General features: G+C 48.1%; 8 protein-coding genes. All 8 read left to right on the plus strand.

All coding sequences use genetic code 11. From position 1 onward, the window contains the following. The first annotated feature begins 33 nt into the window (after positions 1-33). The 8 genes from EBS36_03060 to EBS36_03095 all read left to right on the plus strand — a co-directional run bounded on the left by EBS36_03060 (position 34) and on the right by EBS36_03095 (position 13,272). Positions 34-1,035: a sugar ABC transporter permease gene (locus tag EBS36_03060; GenBank protein ID NBU32134.1), complete on the plus strand. Its 1,002-nt coding sequence runs from the start codon at positions 34-36 to the stop codon at positions 1,033-1,035. Continuing rightward, the gene (locus tag EBS36_03065; protein NBU32135.1) at positions 1,032-1,928 is read left to right on the plus strand and encodes a carbohydrate ABC transporter permease; all 897 of its coding nucleotides are present in this window, start codon (positions 1,032-1,034) and stop codon (positions 1,926-1,928) included. The genes EBS36_03060 and EBS36_03065 overlap by 4 nt, the downstream gene beginning before the upstream one ends. 2 nt (positions 1,929-1,930) lie before the next feature. After that, a complete protein-coding gene (locus EBS36_03070) occupies positions 1,931-3,325 on the plus strand; it encodes a beta-glucosidase (GenBank protein ID NBU32136.1) in 1,395 nt (464 codons plus the stop codon). A gap of 7 nt (positions 3,326-3,332) precedes the next feature. Further along, positions 3,333-4,337, plus strand: a complete 1,005-nt coding sequence (locus EBS36_03075; protein ID NBU32137.1) for a LacI family transcriptional regulator — start codon at positions 3,333-3,335, stop codon at positions 4,335-4,337. Between the two features lie 172 nt (positions 4,338-4,509). Then, positions 4,510-6,324 (plus strand): hypothetical protein, encoded by a 1,815-nt coding sequence (locus tag EBS36_03080; protein NBU32138.1) that lies wholly within the window; start codon positions 4,510-4,512, stop codon positions 6,322-6,324. Positions 6,325-6,600: 276 nt separating this feature from the next. Beyond that, positions 6,601-9,408 (plus strand): fibronectin type III domain-containing protein, encoded by a 2,808-nt coding sequence (locus EBS36_03085; GenBank protein NBU32139.1) that lies wholly within the window; start codon positions 6,601-6,603, stop codon positions 9,406-9,408. A gap of 294 nt (positions 9,409-9,702) precedes the next feature. Next, the gene (locus EBS36_03090; protein NBU32140.1) at positions 9,703-12,177 is read left to right on the plus strand and encodes a hypothetical protein; all 2,475 of its coding nucleotides are present in this window, start codon (positions 9,703-9,705) and stop codon (positions 12,175-12,177) included. A 27-nt stretch (positions 12,178-12,204) separates the two neighbouring features. Then, positions 12,205-13,272, plus strand: coding sequence for a phosphatase PAP2 family protein (locus tag EBS36_03095; protein ID NBU32141.1), 1,068 nt, complete (start codon positions 12,205-12,207; stop codon positions 13,270-13,272). Positions 13,273-13,274 lie beyond the last annotated feature (2 nt).

Below are 13,274 nucleotides of genomic sequence, written 5' to 3' on the forward strand. Positions count from 1 at the left end.
GCGTAGACATTTCTTGGATTGGGGAGAACTTTCGTGAGTGCTGCATCTTTAACTCAAGAGCCGGTAACCGGCTCGAAGAGAGGTCGCAAAACTCGCGCCCCAAAGCAAACAAATCCTTGGAAACGATCTAATAACAACAGTACAAAGCGCGCCGAGAACTGGTGGTCTCAGCTTTTCATTTCACCATTCTTTGTGATGTTCATAATTTTTGGCTTCCTACCGATTGCGTATTCTGTTTATCTTGCGTTCTTCAGGTGGGAGCCACTGGATTCAACACAGAACTTTGTTGGTCTCGATAACTTCCGAAACCTCTGGCAGGATCCAATTTTCTGGCAGTCAACACGTAACACATTCAGTATCTGGTTCTTTTCCACCATTCCCCAGATGGCAATGGCGTTAGGACTGGCTAGCATTTTGCGAAATCCAAGATTGCGATTTCGCCTTTTTTGGCAGACCGTATTTTTGGTACCAAACATCACTTCGGTTGTTGCCGTTGCTGTTGTATTCGGCCAATTATTCGGCCGAGACTATGGCTTGATTAATTATGTACTGCACATTTTTGGTTTTGCCAATATTGATTGGCAGGAACGCACTCTTGCATCACACATCGCGATTGCAACAATGATCACTTGGCGCTGGGTCGGCTACAACAGTCTAATTTTTTTGGCTTCAATGAATGCAATTCCAAATGATCTTTACGAGTCAGCTTCGCTAGATGGTGCGAATAGATGGCAACAATTCCGATATGTGACTTTGCCACAACTTCGTAACACCATAACCTTCATGCTCATTGTTGGAACTATCGGCGGACTTCAGGTGTTTGCTGAACCAGCAACTTTTGGCGGAAATCTCAGCGGTGGTTCAGCCGGACAATTCTCAACATTGACTTTGTATTTATTCCGCAACGTTCAGGAGTACACAGCCTATGGATATGCGGCGGCAATCGGCATCGGTATCACAGTAATTGTGCTGATTATTTCAGCTATCAATTTTGGTCTGACGCGTCGAATCGCTAGTGAGGATGCTAAAAAATGAGTAGCGCAGAGTTAGCAATTGATGCCCAGGCTCCAGCAGCCCGTCAGGTAAAACGAAATAAGACTTCCCGACACAAGCGCATGTCTCCGGTAAGTTACGTCATGCTGTTAATCGTTGCCTTTTTATCCTTCTTCCCTTTCTATTGGATGTTTGTAGTTGCATCGAGCACCTCAGATGTAATTGCACAGACCCCACCCTCAGTAATCCCGGGCAATAATTTCTTCCGTGAAGTCAAGGCAGTATTTGAGGTAGTGCCATTTGGTCGCAATATGCTGAACACCTTGATTGTGTGTTTGTCAGTAGCCACGGCGCAGGTTTTCTTTTCCTCAATTGCTGGCTTTGCGTTTGCGAAATTACAATTCCGTGGCAAGAAAGCTTTAATTCTTTTCATAATTGGCACCATGATGATGCCAAGTCAACTTGGCCTTGTTCCGATGTTCCTTTTGCTTTCAAAATTGAACTGGATTAACGAACTTAAAGCCTTGATTATTCCTGCGCTCGTGACGGCTTTTGGTGTCTTTTGGATGCGCCAAGTTATTGATGCCCAGATTCCGAACGAATTGCTCGAGGCCGCCAGCATTGACGGAGCCTCAATCCCGCGCATCTATCGGAGCATGATTGTGCCGGCCATTTTGCCAAGCGCATTTGTCCTAGGGCTGTTTAGTTTCTTGGCTTCATGGAACGATTATTTGATGCCACTGCTAGTTCTCCAAGAGCCAGATCGTTTCACACTTCAGGTGGCAATCAGTCAGTTGAACACTAAGGCCTACGGCATGGACTACAACATCGTTATGGCTGGCTCCTTTATGGCCACCGCCCCGCTCTTACTTCTGTTCGTCTTCGTCGGTCGGCGCCTAGTAACCGGCGTTATGGATGGAGCGGTGAAGGGTTAACCATGAAATTTCCAGCAGACTTTAACTGGGGTGTAGCGACCTCTAGTTACCAAATCGAAGGGGCGACATCAGCTGATGGTCGTGGCCCAAGTATTTGGGATACGTTCTGCGCTACCCCAGGAAAAGTTGTTAACGCTGAATCTGGCGATGTTGCCTGTGATCACTACCATCGTTATCCCGAGGACATCGCCATCATGAAAGAACTTGGTGTAACTAGTTATCGCTTCTCCATCTCTTGGCCACGCCTATTTCCAAATGGTGATCAGGTTCGCGAAGAACGAGGTTTTACCTTCTACAACAACTTGATAAACGAATTACTTGCCAATGACATTGAACCAATAGTTACCCTTTACCACTGGGATTTACCGCAAGCACTTGAAGATAAGGGCGGTTGGGCCAATCGAGAGATAGTGAAAAGTTTTGCTGATTATGCAACAGCTTGCGCGCAGGCATTTGGCGACCGAGTAACCAACTGGATTACCTTGAATGAACCTTGGGTATTCACCTGGCTTGGATACTTAGCTGGAGTTCATGCCCCGGGCCGTACTGAGCTAGCGGCAAGCATCGCTGCTGCTCATCACACCTCTCTTGCTCATGCCCAAGGGCTTCGGGCGATCAAGTCTGTAAACCCAGATTTCAAGGTAGGCATTGCTTTGAACATGTCTAACTATCGGGTGACGGATGAAAGCAACCCAGAGTTGCGCAGAGTCGAATCGCTGCTAGACGGACACCTGAATCGATGGTGGTTAGATGCTATGTATTACGGTCAGTATCCAAGTGAAGTGGTTGCTGAACTCGGTGAAAATCTAGGAAGAGTTTTCCTGCCAGGAGATGCAGAGTTAATTCAGACCCAGACTGATTTTATTGGGGTGAATTATTACTCAGATAATTTCATCTCCGCTCCTAAGCCCGACCAATTCACCAATAAAGTATCTGGCCACTTCCCATTCGTTGTGAACTTTGATAGCAGTGCTCCTCTGCCACATACCGACATGGGTTGGCCAATCACCCCGACTGGTCTGTATGACCTATTAGTGCGCATCAATCGTGATTGGCCAATGGTTACCAACATTGCCATTACAGAAAATGGCGCCGCCTACCCTGAAGAGCCGGACGAGGATGGAATTGTCTTTGACGAGCGACGAGTCACTTACCTTGAAACCCACCTAACTGCTGTCGCGGATGCGATTGCCGATGGAGTTCCAGTGGCCTCGTACTTCGCTTGGTCGTTAATGGATAACTTTGAATGGGCCGAAGGATACGCAAAGCGATTTGGGCTAGTGCACGTAGATTTCAAAACTCTTGAGCGGACCCTGAAAAATAGTGCGAAGTATTACCAAGATGTAATCAAACAGCAGCGCACGCATGGCAATCCAGCCCTAATTTCTTTGGCATAATTAGGCTATGAAAACCCAGAATAAACTCACTTACACCCAGATTGCTCGCGAAGCTGGGGTCAGTGAAGCTACGGTTTCACGGGTGCTTAATGGTGATGTTCGGGTCGATCCAGAGCGTGCAAGACGCGTTCAAGAAACAGTTGCCAAACTCGGCTACAAAAAGAATCGCGCGGCTAGCGCATTAGCAACTGGGCGCACTGGCATGATTGCGGTAATCATTGACGATGACTTGTCAATTTTCGCTGACCCGTTCTGGGCAACCGTTACTTCGGGTGTTAGCCGAGTGCTCATGGAAAACAATATGCAGACCCTGCTCATCGTGGGCTCAAGCAGTAAAAAAGAAGGAAATGTCCCAAATTATCTAGATAGTGGAACTGTCGATGGAGCAATTTTCTTCCAGGTGCATGACGAAGAAATAGTCTTTCAGTTAGCACAAGAAGGGCTACCTGTTGTGATGGCCGGTACCCCAGATATTTACCTGCAGTTTTTACACGCAGACACCGACAATGTTGGTGGAGCTAAGCAGGCAACCCAGCACTTGATAGATAGAGGGCATAAACACATCGCCACAATCACCGGCGAAGTTGAGGCAAGTGCTGGCGCACAGCGTCTGGCTGGCTTCTTACAAGTTCATATGAACTTGGGCCGTGAAGTACCTCCATCAATGATTGCTCACGGCGATTACACGCATGACAGCGGTTTTGCCGCCATGAACTTACTGCTTGATCGCAACGAAAACATTGATGCTGTATTTGCTGCCAACGACTTGATGGCAATCGGAGCTATGGCTGCAATTCATGATCGTGGCCTTCGGGTGCCAGACGATATTGCACTGGTTGGCTTCGATGACAGCATCGTGGCTCAGACCGCTCGACCACAACTGACCACAATTCGCCAAGACATTGTTGGCCTTGGGGCAGCTGCCGCTGAGCTCATGATTGAGCAACTAAATGGCGAAGATGCAAAGCCGAGACTTTTGGAAACCTCGCTGGTGGTTCGAGAAACCACATAAAGAACGATATTTTGAGATGTTTCACAGGCATTTCAATGGTTTGTCTAGGTATTTCCTGGGCATGCTAGGCATAGGTCAGACGAGTTATGCTGTAAGTAATCGTGTGTGCGCGCGATTGTTGGTTCAGTTCTTTAGGGCTGGACTACAAATTGAGAGGACATGAGCGCACGCCATGAATAAAAAGTTTCTTGCAATAGCAACTGCATTAGTTGCTTTAGTTTTATCTTCCTTAGTCAATCCAGCAAAGGCAGTGCCTTCGTGGGCTTCGGACTTAAAGTGGAGCAATCTGCACGCCCGAAACGAGAATGGCGTTTTTGAAAACTGGCATCGCGAATGGAAAGTTGAAAAGCCAGGAGATCTCTTTTCGCCGGACAAGATCGATTACGACTCAGAGACTCAGCATCATTTAGCGTGGGTTCGTACCGATAGGAATTCTTTTACCAGCACCTACACCGGTGGCGCTGGTCAGGCAAACAAGTTAATTTCCTTTGTTTTCCAGGGATACGACGGAGACGGCGAACCAATGAACTACTCCGTTGCTGTACCAGGTGCAAGTGCTGTGCCTACCCCTGCAATTCGGAATTTTTCAGATGGTCCGACATATTACAACCTAGTAACCACCACAACAGATGATGAAGGAAATGCGCAAGCTACGGTAACTCTGACCAAGACTGCTACCGAGTTCGACAGTTTGGTTGTGAGCATTTTGACCCAAACTGGAACGGTTACTCCCACGGTTGTAGATAAGGAAGTGGTGATCAAAAAGAAGCCATTGACTAAAAAGACGGTTACCAACATCTCGTATGTTCCAGTTGTCGGCGCACCAGCAACTACCGTTTATCAGTATTCAACCGATGGTGGCACCACTTGGTTTGATACGCCAGCCAAGAACTTCAACATTGCCCAAACGACAAATCCGATAACTGTGCGCTCCACATTATCTGTTGGACCTCAAGTAGTAACTTGGCAAAAGGCAGGCTGGCGACCAGTTATCAAACTGGTTGGCACCCCGACAGGTCGCCAATGCGAGATGGATAACCCATCAATCTATCTATGCTCTGGAATTGATTTTAGAGATGAAACTTTTGACTGGAGCGTAGCCAATCGACCTTGGTTCAAAGGCAGCCAGACTTACGACTATGCGCAGGCGTATGCAAAGACTTATACACCTGGCGCTACGGTGGCACTTAAGTTCTTTGTCCGAGATATCTGGGGTACCCCGATTCCTAACTTACCGTTATCAATGTCGCTCAAGGGAAGTGCGGCAAAGTGGAACAAGTATCCAAATACTATTAGGACTAATGCGCAGGGCTATGCAACATTCTCCGCCAAAAATCTAAATACTGTTGCTCAGATTAACTCACATGTTGATGTAAATCCCGATCCACCGCACAAGAAGACTCGCGGAATTGTAGGTTTCGTGGTTTATGTAACTTCTAATGAAATTGATGAAGTTGCAGATCAAATGTGGTTCCAACTTGCATCGGACATCACGATTGCCGGCGGCTGTCCAAACACCACGAACAGTATCAAGTGCCCATTGGGTGGAGCAGAATTTCCGATTTCGTATCGCGGACCAAATGCTACAAATTTCAAAGGCAACTATTTCGCAAACCTAGCTGATCCAAATGCAACGCCAAATCCAGCTATGACTTTGGATCCAGAAGGGAACTCGCTGAATGATGTAATTGTCGCGGCTTTGAATATCACTCGGTTAAAGAACTTGCGTAGTCAATTTATCTATGCACCAGAAGTAAAAATCACGGCAACAAATGGTGGCCTCAGTGCTTTGGCATCCGCCGCACAAAAAGCTGATGCATTTGTCGACTTCAAGAGTTCGACGAGTTTTAGTGCAACAACCACTTTTGGCTACACGTATTACCAAGACTTGGTATTCATGGCGACCCAACCAGGGCCAACAGTCTGGACGATTTCCGTTGGCAACTGGAAGTATTCCTTCTCCCAGACATACGTTGCAAAGCCTTAGAAATAGGCAAATTTGCGCCTAGAAAGTGGCCGGCGGCTCCAAAGTTGCCGGCCACTTGCCAATATCCCTTATTTGACAGGCTTTTTGCTCGGAAAAATTTAGTAAATTTTTTGTGATTTTCTATTGCGGACATCCCTATTTAGTGCCTACTATTCATGAAGGATGTGTGTGCGCACTCCAAGTGGTTTGATGTATCCAATGGGGTATTCATCTTTGCGTACACGTTGCGACCTTCAGATCACTTTCAATTAACCCTTATTGGAAGGATCCTTTCTTATGAAAGCAACTTGGAGTGCGATGCGTAAAATCATCGCGCCAATCATGTTTGTCGCACTCGCGGCAACAGGTATGACTGTAGGTGTTTCAACCGCAGCCCATGCCGATGCAGCAGTAGCTGTTCCAACAGTGCTTAATTACTCAGATGGCGATGCACTAGATGCCACTGGTACTTTTGACAGTTGGAACACCTGGAGCGGCCCAGTATCAAGCGTTGGCATTGATACCGCACCAACACCAAATGGTGGAAACGCTCTTAAGTTCGTTAAGGGTCCAGAAGGCTACAGTGGCTTCTCAGTCTCTAACGGCCATGGACTAGTTACAGATGCAACTCATTCAAAGATCACCTTTGATGTTTACAATGCACAAAGTTCAGACCGTAACGTTCTAGTTAAATTGCAGGTCGGTGGCGACCAGAATGGTGTGACAAAGTTTGTCAACGCTGTTCCAGGTTGGTCAACCGTAACTGCAGACTTCGCATCTGGTCCATACCAGGCGAGCACTTGGACTCCAGCTACCAAGGCATACAATCACCTGATCTTGATGCCAGGCTTTGGCTATGGATCAGCCGGTCAGGCCGATGGTGGAGACATCTTCTACATTGACAACATCATTTTCAATGACGAGGTTTACACCGCTCCAAGCCCATCGCCAACTGCAACTAGCACCGCTGCCCCAGCGCCTACTGTGGCCAGCATCAAGCTAGATTCAGCAGATCTCGGTCCTTCAGCTGTTTACAGCAAGGGTAACGATTGGTGGGAAGGCGAAGGCAATGGTTCACGTAATATCGTGAAGTACTTGCCAGCTGGTGGTACTTGGACATTCCACTACACCGTTAAAGACACTGCTGGCAATGCAGTAAGTGGTGCTCAGGTGACCTTGGCTTCGTCAGGTGACGCAGATGCTGCGACAACTGGTGATCGCACCAAGACAACTGATGCTGACGGTAAGGTGACTTTCACATTCACCAATGCAACCTCAAACTCGAATGCAGAATGGCCACGTCAGAATAGCAATGTTTGGAGCCTTTCAGAAACAGCAACTGTTGCCTTTGAATTCATTCCATACATCTCTGGTTCAGACCGTCACACCGAGTGCTATGACGCAGGAAATGCAACAGCTTGTAACCGCGATCGTTTGTGGGGACACGTAGTATCTACTGCTACCTACTCAGTTCCTGCCAAGACCACAATTCGTCTTGTCGAAGGAACCACAGTTGGCATGTCAGACAAGTCATCATGGTGGACTGATAGTCCTTCAAACCGTTCAATGGTCAAGTTTGTAACCGCTGAAAACAAGTTAGTTCTTCGCTATCAGGTAGCTGAAGGTGGCACCCCAGTTGGTGCCGGTCGCACAATTACCTTGGCAAAGAGCATTATTTCTAATGGTGCAGACTTCTCTGGTTCATTGACTGCGACAACAAATGCTAGTGGTATTGCAACGTTTGTTTTGACGAACACCAACACCAGTGGCGAGAACCGTCCGACAGCGCCAAGCACCATGAATTACTGGGATAATTCTCGTAATCCAGGCACCGCAACAGAGGTTCAGTTCAGCCCATCTGTGTCACCACTAAACACCGCCGTAGCTAACTACGATCGTGTTTGGGTACACGTGGTCAACAAGCCAAGCAGTCAGGGCGTTCCTGCGGCTCCATATCAGGTAACCGCACAGCGCTCAGGTACAAAGCAGATCACTGTTAAGTGGAATGCAGCAACTGAAGATGGTGCAGCAAACACCGGCTACGAAGTTACTTTGACCCCAACCACTGGTGCAGCTGTTGTAGCTACCGCTTCAGCCTCTGCAACTTCATTGGCGGTTAACGTCCCTTCAGTCACTGGTTACACTGCTTCAGTTAAGGCAATTAACTCAGCGGGCAAGGGTGCAGCAACAGCTGCTTCTGGCAAGGTAGCCCCAAGTTCAGTTGCACCGAGGGTGCCAAATGCCCCAACGATGCCAGCAGCACCAACTAAGGGTGTCGATGCGCTTTGGATTCCATTTATCCCAAGCACTGTGGACTCTGGTGCAACCGAAGCTGCTTACCAGTACTCACTAGATGGTGGGCTAACTTGGTTTGACGCAACGTACGACTCGGCAACTTACACCGATGCAGCTGAGATCAGGGCCAAGAAGGGTAACGTTCTCTTCTTGTACAACCTTGAGACTGGCAAGAGCTACTCAGTAAAGATGCGTGCAGTTAACGCAATCGGCGCAGGAGCGGCTTCAACCACGAAGGTAACTGCAACTGCAACTGCACCTACCAAGGCACCAACATTGACAACTGTTTCTTACTCAGGAACTACGTTGACAATTGCCTACACCGGTATCCCAATTGCTTCTAATGGCGGTACTCCACTTACCAGTTACTCCTACTCACTAAATGGTGGCACTGACTGGATTAAGTTGAATGCATCGCAGCGGGCTGCATCGAGAGTTGTTATTACTGGCCTATCGGCTAGTTACGCACCTTTCAATGTAACTGTTAAGGGAAGCAATGGTGCCGACAGCCCATCTGCAACAGTCAAGACTGTTCGCACGATTACTGTTGCCCCAACCTTCACGGTTACCGCAGCAACGGGCAAGGTAGTGCTTAACATCACTGCTCTGAGCGCAACTGCTAACACTTCCAACTCTCCAGTTACGAAGTACCAGTACACCACCAACGATGGTGCTACTTGGACTGACGCAGCTGCGGGTGTAACCAACATCACGGCAAGCAAGAGCACGACTGTTTCAGTCAAGGTTCGCGCAGTCAACAGTGTTGGTGCAGGAACTGTATCAACTGCTAAGAGTGCAACAGCACGCTAAATTGCTAAGTAATTAGCACATCAGCTTTGGGCTGATCCAGCATCGAAAGGTGTTGGATCAGCCCAAACTGCTTTTCCTAGACGCCCAGCCCAATCTTGTGTACGAGTCGGTAATTCTGGGAATATTCCTTTAATCACAGGAAATAAGCGTGAAAGCGGTTTCCCGATTAAATTCTGGGTATTACAGTAGGTACTACAACATGTTGTGCGGCATGTGTTACGAAAATCTGATTTTGGCCAGGCGACCAAGCCAGTTTTGATTTACCTTCGCCGTCCCTGAAAGGACATTCGCACAATGGTTTCAATCAAGCCCTTTCGATTTGTGGTACTAATCACTTCAGGCTTGCTGCTTTTGGGAAATATTGTTATGCCAGCACAAGCAGTCGGCACCGCTACACCAATGTTTCTGAGTTTTGAATCAGATGATGCGCTAGGTGCTGAAGTAGGCAAAGCATCTGCCCCAGGTCATTTATTGGGCTCGTGGTACCCAGGAGCAACAACCGCTATTTCCACAACTCCACCCTCGCCTAATGCAGGTCAAGCACTCTCTTTTCTAAAAGCTAAGAGCGCCTATGCTTGGAGCGGATTTACCGCATTTGATGGCGGAACAGCAACCAGCTTTACGAGCACGGCTAAACCCGTGATCACGCTGGATTACTATTCTCCGTCAGCAACAGATACTCCCGTTGAGCTGAAGTTAGAGGTTGTTGGTAATCGGGCGCGAGATGCATTCAAGGTTGTTAGAGCGGTGCCAGGATGGAATGCCCTCACTTTTGATATGTCCACAGGCGCCAAGAACTGGTCAGGAACTGCTGGCTATAACCGCGTCTCGTTAATTCCAAACTTCGGTGCCGACCAACCATTATCAGGCGTCACAGCAGCGGATAATAACGGTCAAATTTATTACGTCGACAATTTTTCAGTAAATGGCGGAACAATTTCCGATGTCCAAACAGGTGGCCCAACTCCAGATCCAACGCCGACGGCAAGTCCATACAAAGTTTTCTTGAGTTTTGAAGCTGCCGATGAAAATGGAGCTAACACAGTTTCGAGTGATTCTGGACTAGGCGCATTTCAAGGAGCGGCTGTTGAGATTGCGAATGTCCCGACGGCTGGCGGACATTCTGGCAAAGGTGCTAAGTTCACCAAATCAAAAGGTGGCGAGCAGTATTCCGGCCTCAAATTGATAAAAGGTGCTAATTCTTTTCGCTACACCACCGAGGCAAACCCAACAATCAGTTTCGACTATTACGCACCTATTGCTTCACCGGTCCAGGTCAAACTTGAGACTGCCAACGGGGATTTCGTAGTACTTACCAAAGCAGCAAGTATTGGTTGGAATTCGCTTTCATTTGACATGTCTACTGCAGTTGGCTGGTCGGCAAATGTTGCCTTCAACCTTGTAGCTGTCTTCCCAAATTTCACGGATGACAAGAACTTCACGCCGGCCCCAGTAGCGCCGAATGACCAGGTTTTTTACCTTGATAATGTCTCCATAAATGGCGGAACTTTATCTGATGTCGGCCTGCAACCAGCTCCAACAGCTGAATCCCCCCCTCCTACAGACGGCAGCGTAACTTGCGCGCCAGGAACGCCAACTATTCGCCTCTTGGCACCAATGGCAAACATCAACTGGACGCCAACTGGCTACGATGGGGTTTGGCAGTATCTAGATCCAGGAACATTGGTTGGCACTCACTATTTCCCGCTACGAAGTACGGTAGCTGTAAAGTATCAAGCTTTGGACTCCGAATGTAAGCCAGTGGCTGCGGGTACCAAGGTGTATCTAGCAGTCAATGCCGCCTACAGCAAAGCTAAGACCCGATTCCTAAATAAATATTTAGGAGCTCTTGCCCTGATTGAGCCGATTCCGGTTGATTGTGCTGCTGATCAGTGGTGTGGCGAAGGCCAGACTGTATTGGAACAGACCACAGACGATAAAGGTCAAGTCACTTTTGAACTCACAAACTTGAATCCAATCTCACCAGCAGGAAAGCCCGCTAATCTACTTGACTTGCCATCGGGCTCCCTACTGCTGCAAAGTGTACTTAGTCCGTCATTTTCGACCTATCAAGTAAATCCGTTAAACGGTAAAGCTACCGGCGCAGGTGCATCAAATTTGGATAACCACGAAGCAATTGACGTTTTATGGCCCAATTTCCCGAATGGATTGGGCGAGATTGGCCAGCCAGCAGATGCGATTGTTACACCAGGAACAAATAAGACCCTTGTCTATACAATTCGAGACAATGCCGGAGCCCCAGTTCCCGGTGCTTCCGTAACTATCACAACTGATGAAGGTGGCGCGTTAGTGACCCCGAGCACTGCTGCAATTGATACAGACATCTATGGGTTCAAGACTGTATCGGCAACTGCTGATTCACAGGGTCGGGTTACCGTGGTTGCAAAGTCCACCAAGAAATCGGTACAGACTATTTTGGTTACCTACGATGGCTTCGTTAGCGAAGACCCCGCAGTAACGGCAACTAATGGCTACAACACCCTAACTTGGGGAATCGCGCAAACTGTAGCTGCAGTTAAGCCAAGTTCAGTAGCCAAAGGTAAATCGATTTCACTGCCAGCTAAAACAAGCAAGAACCTCCCCGTTCGCTGGAGCACCTCGACAAAAACTATTTGTAAACTTGTGACTTCGCGTGGTGTTACAAAGCTCACTGGCTTGAAGAAGGGTACTTGCAAGTTGACCGCAAGCAACAATGGTAATTCCACTGTACTGAAGGTCAGCAAAGCCGTATCTGTAGCAGTTAAATAATTGCGCAAGCAAACCGCGGACTTGTAAGTGGAGTCCGCGATTTGCATTTTCTTGAGAACGAATTATCCGAAAAAGTTCGGTAGCAGCGGCCGCTTTTATTTGCTAATTCGATTGCAAAATCCCGAGTACGGCTCGCTAATGGAGCTCAAGGTGCGAGAGAATAGTTTTATGTCGCGATCCAAGTTATTGCACCTCACTGAGGCTGAGCGCAGGTCTCTTGCAATTCCTGGACTAATCTCATTTGGCGTTTACCTGCTAATCCTGCTCCTTGTAATTACCGGGGTGACGCACAGTCTCGACGTGTCTCTAACCACCCGGATATGGAAAACAAAGCCGTGGCTCGATCATCTGTTGTCCCAGGTCGAGATGCCCGGACAGCGCAGATTCGTTTATCCATTTGCGATCGTGTTTGGTTCAATAATTTCTTGGCGCCGCAAAGATTTAATGCCAGTTATTGTTACTGTTTCAGCTCTAATTTTTACAAACGCAGTTACTGGGTTCTTTAAATTAATAATAGCTCGAGGATACCCCCGCAGTTCTGGCCCCGAAGCCTTTGATTACGCCGCATTCACTGGTGATGGCTCGTTGATGAGCTATGCACATTATGTCTGGGAACTGGGGGCATTCCCGTCAGGACATGCGGCTAATGTCGCTGCCGCTTCGACGCTTTTGGTGATGGCAGCATATTCAGCCCGACCGAAGCATCGCAGGCTGGCTGTGCCAATCACCCTAGTTACTACTGCGGTCTGTATTTTCACCCTTGCCTGTAGTTGGTTACGCAACACACACTGGGTTACCGATTTGGTAGCCGGATTGGCCCTGGGAATTTCCACTACCGTGGCTACAGCATTGTGGGCACTACATTTGCCGCAGGAATGGCGGCAGCCTGATGTAGCGGGTAAATCAAGGATGCTCATCTTCGGCGCCGGAGCCCTTTTCATGTTGCTGATTTTCTCTTTTGCCTCAAGTTCTATTTTGAGTCACTCCGCTACTTCGGTTTTCTTGGTTATCGGAGTTCTCGTTGTTGTAGCGCGTCAGTCACATAAGACAATTCAACGAGTTAGTGCTGGCAGCGAACCTGCAGATCAAGCGTAAGT

This window comes from Actinomycetota bacterium (assembly GCA_009923495.1).
Lineage (GTDB): Bacteria > Actinomycetota > Actinomycetes > S36-B12 > UBA5976 > UBA5976.